Origin of the sequence: Xanthomonas melonis (assembly GCF_020783655.1) — a bacterium.
In the GTDB taxonomy this organism is placed as follows: domain Bacteria; phylum Pseudomonadota; class Gammaproteobacteria; order Xanthomonadales; family Xanthomonadaceae; genus Xanthomonas; species Xanthomonas melonis.
This window is the reverse complement of the sequence record NZ_JAJGQH010000004.1, coordinates 24,580-43,704: the sequence shown is the minus strand read 5'-3', so window position 1 is coordinate 43,704 and position 19,125 is coordinate 24,580. Positions and strand designations below refer to the sequence as shown.

Sequence of the window (19,125 nt, the reverse complement as noted above, 5' to 3'; positions counted from 1 at the left end):
ACCGGCACGGCGCGATCGCGCCGGGGGCACGCATGAGCGTGCGCCTGCGCGGACACGGCGCCGCGCGCGGCAATGCGCTCGGGCGCGCACGGGTCCGCCAGAGCCACGCGCTGGAGGTGGCCGAACAACGCGTGCCCGCCAGCCAGGTGGAAACGCAATTGCAGCGGCTGCATGCAGCGATCGACGCGGCCCGCGGCGAGATGCAGCAGTTGCGCGATCGGCTGCATGGTGCGCTGGCGCGCGAGGTGGGCGAGTTTCTCGAGCTGCACGCCTTGTTGCTGGACGATCCCGAACTGCTGCAGGGTCTGGACGAGCTGATTCGTACCCACCGCTACAGCGCCGACTACGCCTTGTGCGTGCAACGCGACCGGCTGGCGGCGGTGTTCGACGGCATGGAGGACGCCTACCTCAAGAGCCGCATGGACGATCTGGACCATGTCATCGGCCGCATCCACGCGTTCCTGCACAAGCGCGCCCCCGACCTCAAGGGCGTGGCCGGGGAGATCCTGGTCTGCGACAACGTGGCGCCGTCCGAACTGGCGCAGTTGCAGGCCCAGGGCGTGGTCGGCATCGTCACCGCTGCCGGCAGCGCGCTGTCGCATAGCGCGATCCTGGCGCGCAGCCTGCACCTGCCCCTGGTCGTGGGTGTTGGCGAGGCATTGCAGCGGATCGACGATGGCGATGTGCTGATCGTCGATGCCGGCTCCGGCCAGGTGATCGTCGATCCCACGCCCGAACACCTGCGCGACTACCGCGAACGCCTGCGCGCATTGGCCAAGGAACAGCGCGAACTCGGGCGCCTGCGCTCCAAGCCCACGCGCACGCGCGACAACGTCGACATCACCCTGCTCGCCAACGCCGAATCGCTGGAAGACGTCGCCAGCGCGCACGCGCTGGGCGCCAGCGGGCTGGGGCTGTATCGCACCGAATTCCTGTTCCTGCAGCGCAACGAGCTGCCCGACGAAGACGAGCAGTTCCAGACCTATCGCGATACCGTGCTGGGCATGAGCGGCCGCCCGGTCACCATCCGTACGCTGGACCTGGGCGCCGACAAGGCCGACCGCACCGGGCTGACACTGAGCGACGAGGACAACCCGGCACTGGGCCTGCGCGGGGTGCGGCTGTCGCTCGCCCGGCCGGCGGTGGCGCAGGCGCAGCTGCGCGCCATCCTGCGCGCCTCCGGCTACGGGCCGGTGCGCATCCTGGTGCCGATGGTCAGCGGCCGCGAGGAAATCCAGTTGCTGCGCAAGCAGCTGAAGAAACTGAGTACGCAGCTGCGCGAAGAGGGCCACGAGATCGCCGAGCATATTCCGCTCGGTGCGATGATCGAGGTGCCTGCGGCGGCGCTGGCGCTGGATTGTTTCATCGACGACATCGACTTCCTGTCGATCGGCACCAACGATCTGGTGCAGTACCTGCTGGCGGTGGACCGTAACAACGAAGCGCTGGGCGAGCTGTACTCGCCGCTGCACCCGGCGGTGCTGCGCCTGATCGCGCAGGTGATCGCCATCGGGCGCACCTACGGCAAGCCGGTGGCGGTGTGCGGCGAGATCGCCGGCGACCCACGCTTCGCGCCGATGTTGCTGGCGCTGGGGCTCACCGAATTCAGCCTGCATCCGGGCACCCTGCTGGAAGTGCGCCGCGCCATTCGCGACAGCCATCTGGGCGAACTGCGTGTGCACGGCGAAAAATTGCTGCGCGCGCGCGACCGCAAGGGTATCGAGAAATGGCTGGCAGCCATCGCACACGGCTGCAGCGGCAAAAGCAGCTAGGACAGCGCAGCTGCACCTCCTTCTCCCGTTTGCGGGGGAAGGTGCCCGTAGGGCGGATGGGGGCGCCGCGCCGATCATCGACCCGGCACTCAATCACCCAGTCACTACCGACGGACCAATTTGGGAGCGTCGTTGCGGCATGCAGCGTTTGCCAAGCGCGCCGGCGAGCCGGCGGCGCCCCATCGACCGTCCGCAAGCGCGCCGACACTGTATGTTTCGTCACCGTGCGCAAGCGATAATGCCGTGCTGACCCAGCACCGCGTCTTCCACTGACGGCGCGCCCACTCTTCCAGGGAGCCGCGCATGGCCGAAGCCGTCCGCCACGACAAGACCGCGCGCCAGCTGCGATTGCTGTCCGACGCGCTGGATAGCGGACGCCTGGGGCCGGTACGCCGGCTGGTCAATACGCTGGCGCCGGCGGAGATCGGCAACCTGCTCGAATCCTTGCCGCCGGGCAAGCGCGAAGTGGTGTGGGGGCTGGTCGATCCAGAAGACGATGGCGAGGTGCTGCTGCACGTCGGCGACGAAGTGCGCGAAAGCCTGCTGGCCGACATGGATCCGGACGAGATCGTCGCTGCGGTCGAAGACCTGGACATCGACGACCTGGCCAACCTGGTCGAAGACCTGCCCGACACCGTCATCGACGAAGTGCTCAAGTCGATGGATCGCGAGAACCGCGAACGGCTCGAACAGGTGCTGTCGTATCCGGAAGACACCGCCGGCCGCCTGATGAACCCGGACGTGGTGACGGTACGCGCCGACGTCAATGTCGATGTGGTGCTGCGTTACCTGCGCCTGCGCGGCGAACTGCCCGATCATACCGACCACCTGTACGTGGTGAGCCGTCGCCACCAGTATCTGGGCCGCGTGCCATTGGCAGCGCTGGTCACCCACGAGGACAGCACCCCGGTCAACCGGCTGATCGACGACGAGCAGCCGGCCATCGACGTGGGGGACGGCTCGGACGAAGTGGCACGCCGCTTCTCCGACCACGACTGGATCTCCGCGCCGGTGGTGGACGACAACAACATCCTGCTCGGCCGCATCACCATCGACGACGTGGTCGACATCATCCGCGAGCAGGCCGAGCACCAGGCCTTGAGCGCCGCCGGTCTGGACGAGGACGAGGACATGTTCAGCCCGGCGCGGCGCGCGTTCCGGCGCCGCCTGATCTGGCTGGGCATCAACCTGTGCACCGCGTTCCTGGCGTCCAGCGTGGTCAGCCAGTTCGAAGGCACCATCGAGAAGCTGGTGGCGCTGGCGGCGCTGATGCCGATCGTGGCCGGCATGGGCGGCAACGCCGGAACCCAGGTCTTGGCATTGATGGTGCGCGGCCTGGCGCTGGGGCAGATCGGCTCGTCCAACGTGATGACCCTGCTCAAGAAGGAGCTCACCGTGGCGCTGATCAACGGCCTGTGCCTGGGCGTCGGGCTCGGCCTGATCGTGCTGGCATGGTTTCGCCAACCGATGCTGTCGCTGGTGATCGGCACCGCCCTGACGGTGAACATGCTGACCGCCGCCTTCGGCGGCGTCCTGGTGCCGGTGACGCTCAAACGCCTGGGCTTCGATCCCGCGCTGGCCGGCGGGGTGATCCTGACCACGCTGACCGACGTGATGGGCTTTCTGAGCTTCCTCGGCCTGGCCACATTGATCCTGCTGCGCTGAGGCGGCCCCCATCGCCGCGACGCGACAGACGCGCCATATGCGTGATACTCCAGGCCTGTATTGATGCGGGAGGCGTGCGTGATCGGTCGTTACGTGATGTTGGGTCTTCTGGCGCTGGCGCTCGCCGGCTGTTCGAGCATGCGTGGTCCCGGCGATGGACGAAGCGGCCATTTCGTCACCCGCACCTTGCAGATGGAAGGTCGCCTGTATCGGTACCAGGTGTTCGTGCCGGCGGCCAAGGCGCCGCAGCCACGGCCCATCGTGTTGTTCCTGCATGGTTCCGGCGAGCGCGGCGACAACGGCCGCGATCAGGCCGAGGTCGGGCTCGGCCCCTATCTGAGCGCGCATGCCGACCGGTTCCCCGCGCTGGTGGTGCTGCCGCAGGTTCCCGAGAACGAAGAGTGGCTGGGAATCAACGCGCGCATGGCGATCGCCGCGCTGGATGCGGCCAGTGCGGAGTTCGCGGCCGATCCGCAGCGCACCTACCTGACCGGCATGTCGATGGGCGGCTACGGCGCCTGGGAGATCGGCTTGATGCAGCCGCGGCGCTTCGCGGCGATCGTGCCGATCTGCGGCGCGCTGAAGGCACCGCGCGAGGAACGCCGCACGCTCTATGTCAGCCTGGTCGCCAAGGAAGCCGACCCGTATACCGCGGCGGTCACCCAGCTCAAGCACGTGCCGATCTGGATGTTCCATGGCGCCAACGACGATTCGGTGCCGCCACACGACGACCGCGCGCTGTACCGCGCGGGCAAGGGCGTGGGTGCGAACCTGCGCTACAGCGAGTATCCCGACGGCAACCACAATGCCTGGGACGCGACCTACGCGGACCCGGCAATGTGGGAGTGGATGTTCAAACAGCGGCTGCACTGAGGACGGCCGCTGCCCGGACCCGGCAGCGGTATGCGTGCACGCCGGTTCCGGGCGCGCCATCCACATCACCCGACCCTGCCGGCGACGTCGCGTTCGCCGCGTCAGTGGTGATAGCCGGTGTCGGCAGTGATCTTGCCGCGAAACACGCGGTACGACCACACCGTATAGCCCAGGATCAGCGGCAGCAGCATGACCAGGCCCACCATCGCGAACGCCTGCGAGGACGGCGGCGCCGCCGCCTGCCAGATGGTGTAGATGGGCGGCACCAGATACGGCCACATGCCCAGTACCAGGCCGACGAAGCCCAGCACGAACAAGCCCATCGCCAGCAGGAACGGTGGCGTATCCGGCTGCCCGGGCGCACTGGCGCGCCACAATGCGATCCCCACCACGGCCACCAGCAGCGGCACCGGCATCAGCCACAGGTAATGTGCGCCGGTGAACCAGCGTTCCATCACGTGCGATTGCAACGACGGCAACCAGGCGCTGACCAGCCCGATGAAGATCAACACGCTGATGGTCAGCGGCCGGGTCAGTTGGCGCGCCAGCTGCTGCACATGGCCGTCGGTCTTGAGGATCAGCCAGGTGCTGCCGAGCAGCGCGTAGCCGAACACCAACGCCGCACCGGTCAGCATCGCGAACGGACTGAACCACCCCCAGACGCCGCCGACATACCGGTCGTTCTCGATCGGCAGCCCCTGCACCAGCGCCCCCAGGATCACGCCCTGCGCGAAGGTGGCCAGAATCGATCCGGCCGCGAACGCGTTGCTCCACAGCCGCCGCGAGCGCTGCGCCTTGAAACGGAACTCGAACGCCACGCCACGGAACACCAGCGCCATCACCATCAGCAGCACCGGCAGATACAGTGCCGACAGGATCGCCGCATAGGCCTTGGGGAAGGCCGCCAGCAGGCCCGCCCCGCCCAGCACCAGCCAGGTTTCGTTGCCGTCCCAGATCGGCGCGGCGGTGTTCATCATCAGATCCAGCTGCTGTTCGTCGCGGCGAAACGGCGCCAGGATGCCGATCCCGAGCACGAAGCCGTCCAGCACCACGTACATCAGCACACCGAAGCCGATCACCGCGAACCACGCCACCGGCAACACGCTCGTCATGTCCATCACACCGCTCCGTCGATGGGTTCGTCGGCGGCCGATAGCGGTCGCGCCGGAGTATGTTCACCGTGATCCAGCTGCGGCGCGTCGTGCGGGGTCGGCCCGATCCTGCCGATCTTGACCAGGTACCAGATGCCCCAGCCGAACACGAACGCATAGCCGGCCACATAGACTGCCAACGAGATCGCGGTCATCCAGGCCGACTGCGGGCCCACCGCATCGGCGGTGCGCAGCAGCCCATAGACCACATAGGGCTGCCGGCCCATCTCGGTGACGAACCAGCCCGAGAGCAGCGCGACGAAACCGCTCGGCAGCATCCAGCGCCACACCGTCAGCAGCCAGCGCCACTGCAGCAGGCGGCCGCGCCACCACGCGAACGCAGACACCCAGGCCACCAGCAGCATCAAGGTCCCCAGCCCCACCATGATGCGGAAGGCGAAGAACACCGGCATCACCGGCGGGCGCTCGGCCGCCGGCACCGTGGTCAACGGTGGAATGCTGCCCTCCAGGCTATGGGTCAGGATCAGGCTGCCCAGGCGCGGAATCGCCAGCTCGTACGCATTCCGCTCGGCCTGCGCATCGGGCAAGGCGAACAGCACCAGCGGAACGCCCTCGCCCGGCTCGCCTTCATGCCAGTGCGCTTCCATCGCGGCGATCTTCATCGGCTGGTGCTCGAGCGTGTTCAGACCATGCATATCGCCAACCACGATCTGCAGCGGCACGGTGATCGCAGCGAACACCACCGCCAGTTTGAGCATGTGCAGGCCCGCCTCGCGGTGCACGCCACGCTGCAGATACCACGCGCCCACCGCACCCACCACGAAGCAGGTGGTGATGAACGATCCCAGCGCCATGTGCGCCAGACGGTACGGGAAGGACGGGTTGAAGATGATCTGCAGCCACGCCACCGGGTGCACGATGCCATCGATCACCTCGTAGCCGGCCGGCGTCTGCAGCCAGCTGTTGGAGGACAGGATCCAGAACGTGGAAAACAAGGTCCCCAGCGCCACCATGCAGGTGGCGAGGAAATGCAGGCGTTCGGAAATGCGCCCCCAGCCGAACATCATCACGCCCAGGAAGCTGGCTTCGAGGAAGAACGCGGTCAGCACCTCGTAGCTCAACAACGGGCCGATCACCCCCCCGGCGATGCGGCTCAGCTCCGGCCAGTTGGCGCCGAACTGGAACGCCATCACGATGCCGCTGACCACGCCCATGCCGAAGGACACGGCGAAGATCTTCTGCCAGAAGAAGTACAGCTCGCGCCAGACCGGCAGACGCGTGCGCAGCCAGCGCCATTCGAGGAACGCCAGCAAACTGGACAGCCCGATGGTGAACGCAGGGAACAGCACGTGGAACGCGATGACGAACCCGAACTGGATCCGCGACAACAACAGGGCGTCCATGGAGAACCCTCCAGGAGTGAGTGGACCGTTGGCGCATCGGCGGTCGATCGACCGCCTTCGCCTGCGCTACGCCGTCATGATAAGGACGCCCGCCTCGGTTCCCGATGCGACACGGCGTCGCATCTGCGTCGAACCGTCGCGGCCTTCCTGCATCGGGATGCTACGCCTGCTGTGTAACGCAACATGTGTTTTCTGCCACAACGGCGTCCGCCCGTATCCGCTGCCCGGAGACGGCAGACGCGACGGTTGCTCGTGCAGGCGCATGCAATGATGCCCGCACGCTGCAACCGGCCTGTACCTGCCTCCTGGTGGCCATCGGGTGCTTCCGGCTCCGGCAGGTGCGTTGCCACCGAAGCTTGAGACACGCGGGCCGGCGAGCGGCAGCGCGGAGCGCTGCCTCACGTGGTGCTGGTGCCGTCACACCGTGCGGCGGATGCGCCGGGCGATTTCGCTGACCAGCGCAATGGCGACGGTCAGCCCGACCATCGACAGGAACTGCACCTGCGTTTCTGCCGAACGGGCCAGCAGCACGAAGATCATCGCCAGGATCGCCAAGGCCAGCACGGTCAGGAACGGATAGCCGCGCATGCGGAACGGCAACGCGACGCCGGCGCGATCGGCACGCGCACGCAGGATCAATTGCGACAGCAGCGAGATCGTCCACACCAGCAGGCAGGTGGCACCGACGATGTTGAGCAGCATCGGCAGCACCTTGGTGGGATACAGCAGTTCCAGCACCGCTGCGGCGAAACCGAACAGTACGCTGGCAACCACTGCCGCCAACGGCACCTGTTCCTTGCTGGTCCTGCTCAACCAGTGCGGCGCTTCGCCACGCTGCGCCAGCGAGAAGATCATCCGCGAGGCGCCGTACAGGTTGGCATTGAGCGCCGACAACAACGCCACCACCGCCACCAGGGTGATCGCGGTGGCCGCGCCGGGAATGCGCGCCACGTCCAGCACCGCCGCGAACGGCGAGCCGAGTGCGGCACTGGTCCACGGCACCACCGCCACGATCACGCTGATCGAGCCGATGTAGAAGACCAGGATGCGCCAGGCCACGGTACGGATGGTGCGCGCCAGGCTGCGGCCCGGGTCGGCGGTTTCCGCAGCGGCCACGGCCACGATCTCGGTGCCGCCGAAGGCGAACACCACCACCAGCAAGGCAGCACCGACGCCGGCCAGGCCGTTGGGGGCGAAGCCACCGTTCTGCGTGAAATTGGCCACGCCCGGCGAGGCAACGCCGGGCAGCCAGCCGGCCAGCAGAGCGAAGCCGATCAGCAGGAATACCACGATCGCCACCACCTTGAGGATGGCGAACCAGAATTCGAACTCGCCGAAGTTACGCACACCCAGCAGGTTGATCGCGGTGAAGACCGCCATGAACAGCGATGCCAGCAACGGAACCGGCAGGCTGGGCCACACCGACGCCAGCAACCCGGCCGCGCCGACCGCCTCGGCCGCAATCACCACCACCACCTGAAACCACCAGAGCCAGCCCACCGTGGCGCCGGCGGTCGGCCCCATGGCATCGGCGGCATACACCGAGAACGCCCCGCTGGACGGCTTGGCCGCCGCCATCTCGCCCAACGCGTTCATCACGATGATCACCAGCGCACCGGCGATCAGATACGACAGCAGTACCGCTGGCCCGGCCTTCTGGATGCCAACGCCCGAGCCCAGGAACAGCCCGGCACCGATCGCAGTGCCCAGGCCCATCATCATCAATTGCCGCGGTTTCAGCGCGTGGCGCAAGGCGGGCGCGGCGGTCGAAGCGTTCTGGGCAACAGGATCGGTCGGAAGCGACATGGAAGGAATCGGGAAAGGTGGTAGCCCGACACGATACCGCGTCGCGGCGCCCATCGCGCCTCTTGACGTCGAGGCCTGGGACAGGCGAAGGCGGGGCAACGCCGCCAGGCCAGGCGCGACGGTTGGCAACGACCGCGCCACGCCGTGTCCGGCGCACACCGCCGCTCCGCTGTGCTGCGGTGCACACCCACCGGCAGAGACGTTGGCGATCACGTCCACGCCTTGAACAGCAGTCGCATGGCGACCTGAAGCCACGCTTGTGTCGCGCCCCTCCTATCGCGGCGCTGCACAAGCGGCCACCGGCTCTGCCCGGCGACGAGGCACAGGCCTGCCTGTACGACCTGCGCGGGCAGGTCGAAGCCAAGCTCCCCTCCACGCACGCGCGGCGCCCCGCGGGCCTGCCTGCCGCATTGAAAAGATCCCCGGCGCTGCCGGGGATCTGTGGTGATGCGCGACGCCGACGCTTACTCCGCCAGGTTCGTGCCTGCGCCTGCGGTGGCGATCACCTTGGCCTTGACCTGCGCGGCCGGGGTGACGGTGTAGATGTAGCCCAACGGTTCCGGAAACACCTTCGAACTGATCCAGGTGGTGGCGTTGGCGTAGGGCTTGCTGCCGTCCGGAGTGCTCCAGGTGATGCCGCCGCCGACGTAGTTGTTGATCAGGTCCCAATAGCCGATCTCGCTGCTGTCGCGCGAGGTCACCGGGTTCTTGATGTTCTCGAAATAGTTGGATTCGATCTTGGCCACCCCGCCCATGCGCACATTGATGCCGGAGGTGGTGACGTTGTTGAAGTAGTTGTTGTAGATGTGGCTCAGGCCGCGCCGCTGCAACGGTACGCGCGACTCCACGTTCTCGAAGCGGTTGTGGTGATAGGTGGTGCGCGCCGCCGAGTTCTTGCTGTCGCTATCGCTGAAGCCGTTGAGCGCGACCTTCTGATAGTTGTAGACATGATTGTAGGACACGGTGACGTGGTGCACGCCCTTCTTCATGTCGATGCCGCCATCGAAAGAGGCATCGCCGGCGCCCGAGCATTTGGTCAACGACGCGAAGACCGTGTTGTGGTCGATCCAGATCCTGGATGGCTCGCCGCTGGAGTTTCCTTCCAGCGAAATCGAGTCCGCCGCCTCACCGCCCTGCAGCAGGCCGATGGTCATGTTCTGGATGATCACGTTGTGCGCATCGCCGACCACGCGCAGGCCGAAGTTCGCCGCCGAGCCATTGGCACCCTTGATGGTGATGTTGCTCTTGTTCTTGATCTGCACGGTCTTGGCCGGCAGCTTCCATTGCGCGCACACATTCTTGATGGTGCCGAAGTCGAACTTGCCGGTGTAATTGAGAACCAGCCCACCGCTGCCGGAGTAACCATCGATCGCCGCCTGCATTGCCTCGAAACTGGCCACGTTGACCGGTGTCTTGTTGCCGCCACCGGTGGTGGCGGCGCCGTATCCGACCGGCCCGGCGATCGCGCCGGCAGCGCAGGCGGACAGTGCGAGCGCAAGCGCGCCCTGGAGCATCTTGCTAGTCATGCAGCCTCTCCCAAAAAAGTCGATGAGCGCTGCGTCGCGCCTGCGCAGTGGCAATGGCGACGACAACGCGTTACGTGGGGGGCTGCATTCTTCGCGCGCCTTGAAACAGAAAACAATTATCCATCTTTGAAACTTTGACGTACCCCGGTGTTCTCCTTGCAGGACATGCAAAAGAGACAGCATGGGACAGCAGGGACAGGACACCGGCGCAACGCACGCTGGCGCCCGCAGGATCGACGCATTGCCGCCACCACCCGAAAGAACTGCATGCGTCTTTCAAGCTGCACTGCCGTCGTACCGCAGCAGCTGCAAGCAAGCACGGCCAACAGTCGCCCTTCCCCGCCTGGCGGCGAGCGCAGTGGTTTCGTCAGCTGCGCTGAGGCGACGACGACCGCGGAGGCTGCATCGCAACCAGCCCGGCGATACGCAAATGACGCATCGCTCGCTCAGGCCATGTCGGTAACCGGATGCACCGTTGCGCCTGTTGCGCGCGCACGGTCGCGCACCTGTGCGCTGCGCTTACCGGCGCTGCTGCGCGGCCGCTTCGTACCTGCGCCACGCAGCAGCGAGGCGAACCAAACGCCGATATGTCGATCCACCCAACGACCCTGCACGTCGGCGATGATCGCCACTGGCCGCCCGCCGGCAGCTGCCCCCCCCAAGGCGGGCCGCAGACGCGATCATCGCCTTGCCCAAGCGCGCGAGGCCTACCAGTGCGCAGAACGCAGCAGGACATGCTGGCGGGCGTGTTCGCCAACCCGCTGCGCGCACCGGCCTGCAGCTTGCAGCGGCGCGTCCGCCTGCTCGGTTCAGATCGTGCGGCTGGGGCTGGCCAGTGCCCGTGTGCCGGCCACCTCGCTGCAGGCCCACGGGGTGTGGTCATCGAGAAAATCGCCGACCAGCCGCATGCAGGCCACGCGTTCTTCCACGTGCGGCATGTGGCTGGACTGCGCGAACACGTGCCAGCGCGCATCCGGAATCAGGCGTGCGTAGGGTTCGACGGTTTCCGCAGTGGCTTCGTCGTACCTGCCCGAAAGCACCAGCGTGGGCGCATTGATGCGGTGCAGGCGCTCGATGATGCTCCAGTTGCGCAGGCTGCCCACCACGTGGAATTCGGTCGGCCCGTTCATGGCGTGGTACACGGTGGGATCGGCGTCGATGGCGGCAAAGGTGCGGGCCACCTCGTCGGGCCAGGGCAACACGCGGCACACGTGGCGGGCATAGAACACCTGGCTGGCAGCCCGATAGGCCGGATGGTCCAGTGTCCCCGCCGCCTCGTGTTCGTCCAGTACCGCCTGTACCGGCTCGGGCAGTTCGGCGCGCAGCCGCAATGCTGCGGCCCGCCACAGCCCCATCGACGCCGGCGAATTGGCGATCACCAGCGCGCACAGGCCAGCCGGGCGCCGCACCGCATGCTCGGCCGCCAGCATGCCCCCCCACGACTGCCCCAGCAATGCGTACCGCGCCAAGCCCAGGTGCGTGATCAAGGTCTGCAGCTCGTCCAGAAACAGCCCCACCGTCCAGAAGCCGGGATCGGCGTTGGGCAGGTGGGTGGAGCGGCCATTGCCGAGCTGGTCGTAATGGATCACCGCACGGCCACCGGCAGCCAGATCCCTGAAACTGTCGACGTAGTCGTGCGTGCAACCGGGCCCGCCGTGTAACACCACCAGGGGGCAGGCGTCGCTGCGCAGGTCGCCGGTGATGCGGTACCAGGTGCGGTAGCCGCGGAACTCGACGTAACCTTCGGTGGACTGCATGACCTGCGCCTGCTGTGCGGCAATGATGACCAGCGAGCCTAGCGGGCATGCCGCTCCGCGTGTACTGGCAAATCTCCCAGGTTTGCGGCGCCCGGTGCCCGGCGGCGGTCGAGCGGCCGAAGAGCGGCCAGCAACACGTCGCGAGCAGTCGTCAGGCGGGTGTGGACGGCGCGCAGGAACCGCAGTGGACGAGCGGTACATGCCGATCCGGGCACCGGCCGCGCCCGCCGGGCGGGGAGCGCAGTCGTCTTGTCGCTCTAAGGCTCCAGCAACCGGTAGTGCATGCCCCGCACCACCGCCTCGACCCGGTTGCGTGCGCCCAGTTTTCGCGCGGCCGAATTCAGGTGTAGGTTCACCGTGGCCGTGGACCGATTCAGCGCGGCAGCGATGCTCTTGGCGGTGAGCCCCTTGGCCGAGTAGTGCAGGCATTCGCGCTCGCGCCGGGTCAGCACGATGTGGTGACAGCGACGCTCCTGCGGGTCCAGCAGCTCCTGCGCGCGTGCCTGGAAGGCGTGGGCAATCAGCATGAACGCAGAGAGCTGCGCCTCGGCCAGGCGCGGCGCTTCGGCCGCCGCGGCGTCGACCGCGCCACTGAAGGTCGCGAATGCGCCGCCCGGCAGATGCAATGGCACGGTGACACCGGTTGCCATGCCGCTGTCGCACAGGTAGCGCGTGACCTGGCGGTGCTGCCCGCCGACATACTCCACCCCGGAGGCGCCGCCGTCGTTGCGGTAGGACCAGACGAATGGCGTGGTACGCCGCGTCGCGCGCTGCTGCACCGGATCGTGCTGGTAGTAGCCGTGCGCGCACCACACGTCCTGCATGTCGCCGGGGGCATTGCGCTGCATGAACACCGTCGGCGTGATCAGCGCGCCCTCGATGCTCAGTGGAACCGGCGCGTAGTCGTACACCAGCGACTGGAAACCCAGCGCGCTGATGTCGCCAAAGACCCGGTCCAGACAGGCATCCAGCGTATGCCGTGCCTGCAGATCGTGGCCCAGGCTGGCCAGTGAGTCGAACATGGGTATCCTTCGCGGAAAACCAGCGCACTGGAAGGGATCCAGCACGGAAAACCTAGCATTTTTACCAGTGGATGGGTGCGGCGGCCACATTATCGTCACAATGCCGGTCGCGCAGCGGTGGCTTCGTTCGCAAGGCGACGCGCGCGGCCCCGGCCCCCCTCACAGCGGACACCTGCATGACCGATACCCCACGCCGCGACGACGCGGCCGCGCTGGAACGCTTCGGCTATGCGCAGGAGCTCAGGCGCCAGCTCACGCTGAAGGATCTGCTGATCTACGGGCTGGTGTTCATGGTGCCCACCGCGCCGTTCTCGATCTTCGGCGGGGTATTCGACATCAGCGCGGGAATGGTGCCGCTGACCTATCTGGTGGGCTTCGTGGCGATGCTGTTCACCGCGCTGAGCTACCAGCAGATGTCGCAGGCGTTCCCGGTGGCCGGCTCGGTCTATGCCTATGTGGGGCGCGGATTGAGCAGCGGCATGGGGTTCCTGGCCGGGTGGGCGATCCTGCTGGACTATCTGCTGGTGCCGACCCTGCTGTACGTGGTCGGCGCCAATGCGATGCATACCGTGTTTCCCTCCGTGCCGCAGCCGGCGTGGATCGCCTTCTTCGTGGTGCTCAACACCGTGGTCAACCTGCGCGGCATCGAAACCACCGCACGCGCGAACCGGTTTTTCCTGTACGCGCAACTAGCAGTGCTGGCGCTGTTCGTGGTGCTGGCGACCCTGGCCATCCAGCGCGGCGTCAACGGCGCGCACTGGAGCCTGCGCCCGTTCTACAACCCGCAAGCATTCTCGCCGCAGCTGATCTTCAGCGCCTTGTCGGTCGCAGTGGTGTCGTTCCTGGGCTTCGACGCGATCTCCACGCTGTCGGAGGAAACCCGTGGTGGCAACCGCGTGGTCGGCCGCGCGACCTTGCTGGCGTTGGTGCTGGTGGCCGGCCTGTTCGTGCTGCAGACCTGGCTGGCGGCATTGCTGCAGCCCAACCTGCAGCGCTATCCCGATGCGCAGGTGTCCAACGATGCCTTCTTCGAAATCGGGCGGCTGATCGCCGGGCCATGGCTGCAGATCGTCATCGCGTTGACGGTGGCCATCAGCGCGGCGATCGCCAATTCCTTGGTCGCACAGGCGGCGACCTCGCGCCTGCTGTTCGCCATGGCACGTGATCGTCAGCTGCCGGCCTTCCTGCGCCACATCCATCCGCGCACCGCAGTGCCGCAGCGCGCGATCCTGCTTGTCGCAGCGCTGAGCATGGTGCTGGGGGAAGTGTTCGTCGGCCAGATCGCGTTGTTGTCGTCGCTATGCAACGTCGGCGCGCTGAGCGCCTTCGTGTTGTTGCATATCGCCGTGCTCTGGCACTTCCGTCGACGCGCCGGCATCGTGCTGCATGGTCTGGTGCCGTCGATCGGCATCGTGATCCTGAGCTATGTGCTGATCAATGCCGACCGGCACGCGCAACTCGGCGGCGTGGCATGGATGTGCATCGGTGTGGCCGTGCTGGCATTCCTGAAGCATAGCGGTCGCTCCACCCACTTCCGCGCCAGCGACGCACGCGAATAACCGCGGCCGCCCGTCCGGCACATCGATCAAGACACTCGCGCAGGCAGCCAGCAGGCCACGCTGCCAACGCGCGCCGACACTGCGCAGCTGCAGCCGATCGCCGCATCACAGGTGCGCCGTCACCGCTGCGTTCGACGCAGCCGGACGCTCTCATTCGCCCACGCATCACGCCCGCTCCTGTGGCCTGCCACCAGTGCTGCGCACGCATCAATGCGCTGTACGCCGGAGCCGTACGGTCGCGATACTGCCATCTGCCGCCTTGCCAAATCGGTAATGTATTTTTGCATATAACTTATCTCCGAACGAGATAGTTAGCACATATTCATTTTTGTACATTCGCTAGTCTCGTCGAGCGCCAACGATGGCGCCGCGGGTTGTGGCCCCCGCCGCAGCCCGTTGTTCCCTGACGAGAAGGACTATCCATGAATCGCAAGAATGCGTTGTATCTGGCGCTGTTCTCGGCTGTTTCCGGCTCTGCGCTGGCAGCGCCGCCTACCGAAATGGACGCCGCACCGGTGAGTTCGGCGCCTCAGGCGGCCAAGCTGGGCGGGGCGTCGTTGCAGTCGGCCGCGCTGCGGGGCGGCATCGTGCCGACGCGTGTGGCGCAACTGGCGGCGCCGACCAGCCAGGAACTCGGCCGCGTACGTGAGCGGCGCGTCGCGCAGGTCAAACATGGCCAACCGCTGCAGATCGGCTTCTCGCGCGCACTGAAGCAGCCGTCGGTGAACCTGGCCAAGCTGGATTGGCAGATGGCAGGCGACGGTTCGCGCGTTGCCACCTTGAAACTCGGCTCGGCGCAGGCCGCTGCGCTGCGTGCGGCACTTGTCCTGCGTGGCGCCGGCGCGACGCCGGGCGACCCGTCCAGGGTCACGCTGCGCTTTGCCGGTGACGACGGCCGCGTGTTCGAGCAGTCCGGCGCCAGCTTCGTGACCACCGGCGATGCCATCGGCTGGTCGCCGACGGTCAGCGGCGAAAACCTGCTGGTGGAAATCTCCTTGCCCGCAGGCCTGTATCCGGAAAACTTCAGCCTGAGCGTGCCGCAGGTGTCGCATCTGGACATCAGCCCCACCGCCAGCACGCGCGACATGATGACCATTGCCATCGGCGAGAGCGATGCCTGTCAGAACGACGTGATGTGCCGCACCAACCCCACTGCAGGCTTCACCAATGCGTCCAAGGCGGTGGCACGGATGGTGTTCACCACCAGCCAGGGCTCGTTCCTGTGCACCGGCACGCTGCTCAACAACACCAATACGCCCAAGCGCAACCTGTTCTGGACCGCGGCGCACTGCATCAGCAACCAGACGGTGGCCAACACCTTGCAGACCTACTGGTTCTACGACGCGGCGCGTTGCAATGGCAATACCGTCAGCCCGCAGGCGACCACGCTCAGCGGCGGCGCGTTCCTGCGCCATGCCAACAGCACGCGTGACACCGCATTGTTGGAACTGAAGACCGCACCGCCCAGCGGGGCGTTCTACGCCGCCTGGACCAGCGCGGCGATCGCTTCCACCAGCACATCGATCGTCGGCATCCATCACCCGTCCGGCGACGTCAAGAAGTATTCGCTGGGCACGGTCAATGCGCTCAACACCTCCATCGACGGCAAGAGCCCGCTGTATCGGGTGGTCTGGAGCGATGGCGTCACCGAGGGCGGTTCTTCGGGCTCGGGCCTGTTCACCATCGCCAGTGGCGGTGCGTACCAGCTGCGCGGCGGCCTGTACGGCGGCTACTCGTTCTGCACCGCGCAGAGCGATCCGGATTACTACTCGCGTTTCTCGGACGTGTACTCCTCGATCTCGAGCTTCTTCGGGCAGTAAGCGGCCGATGCACGTGGCAGGCGATCGGCTTGCCTGCCACGTGCGATCGCAGCGTGCGCGATGATGCCTTGCCACCGCGCACGCTGCGGGCCGGCAGCGCGAACACGGCAGGCCGTGCAGCCTGCCACGTTTGGTCACCGCAATGCGGTGCGGCGTGTCGGCGCTACCCTATGCTCCCGCCACGCCCCTGGAGCCGCCATGTCCGTACCCTCCCGACCGCACTCCCGCCGTACGCTGCTGCGGCTGGCGCTGGCTACGGCAACGTCGATGGCGGTCGGTCCGTTGGTCGCGGCGTCGCGGGCCGGTGCCGGACACGCGCAACCGGCAGATGCGGCCAGGGCTCCGGAACCCGGCTTTCCGGCCGAAGGCAGCGTGCTGGTGCTGCTGGGGACCAAGGGGGGGCCGACACCGTCGCCGTTGCGCGCTGCCGCCGCCAACGCGCTGGTGATCGATGGGCAACCCTATCTGATCGATTGCGGCAATGGCGTGGCACAGCAGTTGGCCAAGGCCGGCATCCAGCTCCCTGCGCTGCGCGACATCTTCGTGACCCACCATCATTCCGACCATAACGCCGACCTGCTCAATGTGGTGTGGCTGGCCTGGGCCAGCGGCCTGCAGACGCCGGTGCACCTGTATGGCCCGCCGGGCATCGGCAGGATGATGGACGCCTTCGTGGAGATGAATGCCATCGACATCGACGCGCGCATGCGCGAAGAAGGCCGCCCGGCATTCAGGCCACTGATCCAGGTGCACGAATTCGACCGGCCCGGCAGCGTGCTGAAGAACGACCAGGTCGAGGTCACCGCCACCTTGGTGGATCATTACACGCTCGCACCGGCATTCGCCTACCGCTTCCAGGCGCGCGACCGCAGCGTGGTGTTTTCCGGCGACACGCGTTATCTGCCGGCACTGGCCGACTTCGCCAAGGACGCCGACATCCTGGTGCACGAGGTGATGCACCTACCGGCGCTGAAGAAGCTGCTCGAGACCGACGACAACGCCCCTACCCTGCTCGATCACCTGCTCAAGAGCCATTCCACCAGCGAGCAGGTCGGCAGGATTGCCGCTGCTGCCGGCGTCAGGATGCTGGTGCTCAACCACTTCGTGCCCGGCGGCGATGCCTCCATCACCGATGCGATGTGGAGCGAGGGCGCACGCAGGCACTACAGCGGCCCGATCGTGGTGGGCAAGGATCTGATGCGGCTGTAGACGCAGCGGCCGCATCGGATGCGGTGATGCTCAGGCCGGAACCGGCGCACGCGCACCCCAGACCTGCGCGCCTGCCTTGCAATACCGTTCGATGAACGCCTGCTGCGACGGCAGCTGGTCCACTGCCTGCCGGATCGGCACGGCAATGCCGTCGAGTAGCCGTTGCAGATCATGGTCGGAGAACGCGCGCGTCAGCGGGTGATGCTGTTCGGGCATGAGGCCCTGGCCCATCAGCACGTGGGTCCAGGAATCGACGCGAAACAGCTCGTCGGTGCCCTGCCAGGCATGCGCGCGTTCGCGCCATGCGCGCAGGCGCAGCGCCAGCGATTCGGGCAGCTCCATCTCGCGGCACTGCCGCCACAGCGGCTCATCGCGCCGGGTCGCGTGGTAATGCAGGGTGACGAAGTCGCGCACATGCTCCATCTCGGCGCGGCTGACATCGTTGAACAGCTGCACCTGCGAGGGCGCGATGCCATCGGCCGGGAACAGCGTCAGCAGCCGGACCACGGCCGAAATGGTGAGATGGATGCTGGTGGACTCCAGCGGCTCGATGAAGCCGCTGGCCAGGCCGAGCGACACCACGTTGCGGTTCCAGGCCTTGAGACGGCGGCCGGTGCGGAACGGCACCATCCAGGGTTCCTTCACCGCCGGGGCGGCAACCTCGCGCAGCAGCTTGGCGTGCGCCTCGTCGTCGGACAGGTGCTTGCTCGAAAATACCAGGCCGTTGCCCACACGATGCTGCAACGGAATATGCCAACGCCAGCCGGCTTCGTGGGCGATGGCGCGCGTATACGGCACCGGCGGCCCCAGCGCTTCGGTCTGCACCGCCACGGCGCGGTCGCAGGGCAACCAATGGCTCCAGTCCTCGTAACCGGTCTGCAGCGCCTGCTCGATCAACAGCCCACGGAAGCCGCTGCAATCGATGAACAGCTCGCCCTCCAGCACCTGCCCGTCCTCCAGTACCAGGCTGGCGACATCGCCGCTCTCCGGCTGCAGCACGACCCGCTGGATCCTGCCCTCGATACGGCGGACCCCGCAGGCCTCGCTGCGCGCGCGCAGAAAGCGCGCATACAGCGCCGCGTCGAGGTGATAGGCGTAATTGACCGCCGGCTCGCGCGGAATGCCGAAGCGGTCCACCCGCGAGGCCACGGTTTCCAGGCAGTAGTCACCGAAGCTGCCGGGCATGCCGCGACGCTGGCTTTCCAGCCACAGATGGTGGAACGCGCAGACCAGAGTACTCTGCCCGGTGATGCCGAACGGATGGATATAGCGGTCGCCCTGACGCAGCCAGTGTTCGAAGGAGATCGACAGCTTGAAGGTGCCGGCGACCGCGCGCAGGAATTCCTGTTCGTCGATCTGCAGGAAACGGTGGAAGGTCCGGATCGGCGGCACGGTGGACTCGCCTACCCCTACGGTGCCGATCTGCTCGGATTCGACCAGCGTGATCTCGAGCAACTCGCGAAACTGATGCGACAGCGCGCATGCCGCGATCCAGCCGGCGGTGCCGCCACCGGCGATGACTACCTTGCGAATCCGGTTCACTGCGAACTCCTGTGGGAACGATGACGGGATGCCGACACGCCGCCGGGACCGGCTGCCCG

Annotated in this window: 14 protein-coding genes and 1 other RNA gene; 6 read left to right on the top strand and 9 right to left on the bottom strand. The window is 66.8% G+C overall.

Going from position 1 to position 19,125, the window contains the following annotated elements; genetic code table 11:
* Window positions 1-32 precede the first annotated feature (32 nt).
* The 3 genes from ptsP (at window position 33) to LL964_RS05085 (ending at window position 4,310) form a co-directional block, all read left to right on the top strand.
* The gene (gene ptsP / locus LL964_RS05095) at window positions 33-1,772 is read left to right on the top strand and encodes a phosphoenolpyruvate--protein phosphotransferase (RefSeq protein ID WP_104587229.1); all 1,740 of its coding nucleotides are present in this window, start codon (window positions 33-35) and stop codon (window positions 1,770-1,772) included.
* A 303-nt stretch (window positions 1,773-2,075) separates the two neighbouring features.
* Window positions 2,076-3,437 (top strand): magnesium transporter, encoded by a 1,362-nt coding sequence (gene mgtE / locus LL964_RS05090; RefSeq protein WP_104587228.1) that lies wholly within the window; start codon window positions 2,076-2,078, stop codon window positions 3,435-3,437.
* A gap of 96 nt (window positions 3,438-3,533) precedes the next feature.
* Entirely contained in the window at window positions 3,534-4,310 is a 777-nt protein-coding gene (locus LL964_RS05085; RefSeq protein ID WP_425478158.1) for a carboxylesterase family protein, read from the top strand.
* Window positions 4,311-4,411: 101 nt separating this feature from the next.
* On the opposite strand, the gene cydB is transcribed toward LL964_RS05085, so the two are convergent.
* The 8 genes from cydB to LL964_RS05045 form a co-directional block, all read right to left on the bottom strand.
* Window positions 4,412-5,428, bottom strand: coding sequence for a cytochrome d ubiquinol oxidase subunit II (cydB, locus tag LL964_RS05080; protein WP_104587227.1), 1,017 nt, complete (start codon window positions 5,426-5,428; stop codon window positions 4,412-4,414).
* On the bottom strand, window positions 5,428-6,825 hold the full coding sequence (locus tag LL964_RS05075) for a cytochrome ubiquinol oxidase subunit I (RefSeq protein ID WP_104587226.1): 1,398 nt from the start codon (window positions 6,823-6,825) through the stop codon (window positions 5,428-5,430). The genes cydB and LL964_RS05075 overlap by 1 nt, the downstream gene beginning before the upstream one ends.
* A 417-nt stretch (window positions 6,826-7,242) precedes the next feature.
* Window positions 7,243-8,631, bottom strand: a complete 1,389-nt coding sequence (locus LL964_RS05070) for an amino acid permease (protein ID WP_104587225.1) — start codon at window positions 8,629-8,631, stop codon at window positions 7,243-7,245.
* 464 nt (window positions 8,632-9,095) lie between these two features.
* Entirely contained in the window at window positions 9,096-10,157 is a 1,062-nt protein-coding gene (locus LL964_RS05065) for a pectate lyase family protein (RefSeq protein WP_104587224.1), read from the bottom strand.
* A 446-nt stretch (window positions 10,158-10,603) separates the two neighbouring features.
* Window positions 10,604-10,789, bottom strand: coding sequence for a hypothetical protein (locus LL964_RS05060; RefSeq protein WP_104587223.1), 186 nt, complete (start codon window positions 10,787-10,789; stop codon window positions 10,604-10,606).
* A gap of 177 nt (window positions 10,790-10,966) precedes the next feature.
* On the bottom strand, window positions 10,967-11,914 hold the full coding sequence (locus tag LL964_RS05055) for a proline iminopeptidase-family hydrolase (protein ID WP_104587222.1): 948 nt from the start codon (window positions 11,912-11,914) through the stop codon (window positions 10,967-10,969).
* A 125-nt stretch (window positions 11,915-12,039) separates the two neighbouring features.
* A non-coding RNA gene (locus LL964_RS05050) (sX9 sRNA) lies at window positions 12,040-12,115 on the bottom strand.
* Between the two features lie 56 nt (window positions 12,116-12,171).
* Complete coding sequence (locus tag LL964_RS05045; RefSeq protein ID WP_104587221.1) at window positions 12,172-12,936, bottom strand: LuxR family transcriptional regulator; 765 nt, start codon at window positions 12,934-12,936, stop codon at window positions 12,172-12,174.
* A 176-nt stretch (window positions 12,937-13,112) separates the two neighbouring features.
* On the opposite strand from LL964_RS05045, the gene LL964_RS05040 reads away from it, so the two are divergent.
* From LL964_RS05040 to LL964_RS05030, 3 genes are all read left to right on the top strand, one after another.
* Window positions 13,113-14,495: an APC family permease gene (locus tag LL964_RS05040; protein ID WP_104587220.1), complete on the top strand. Its 1,383-nt coding sequence runs from the start codon at window positions 13,113-13,115 to the stop codon at window positions 14,493-14,495.
* A gap of 422 nt (window positions 14,496-14,917) precedes the next feature.
* Entirely contained in the window at window positions 14,918-16,315 is a 1,398-nt protein-coding gene (locus LL964_RS05035) for a trypsin-like serine peptidase (RefSeq protein ID WP_104587219.1), read from the top strand.
* A gap of 198 nt (window positions 16,316-16,513) precedes the next feature.
* Window positions 16,514-17,524: an MBL fold metallo-hydrolase gene (locus LL964_RS05030; RefSeq protein WP_104587218.1), complete on the top strand. Its 1,011-nt coding sequence runs from the start codon at window positions 16,514-16,516 to the stop codon at window positions 17,522-17,524.
* 30 nt (window positions 17,525-17,554) lie between these two features.
* Here LL964_RS05030 and LL964_RS05025 read toward each other — a convergent pair whose 3' ends face one another.
* Complete coding sequence (locus LL964_RS05025) at window positions 17,555-19,066, bottom strand: tryptophan halogenase family protein (RefSeq protein ID WP_104587217.1); 1,512 nt, start codon at window positions 19,064-19,066, stop codon at window positions 17,555-17,557.
* Between the last annotated feature and the right edge of the window lie 59 nt (window positions 19,067-19,125).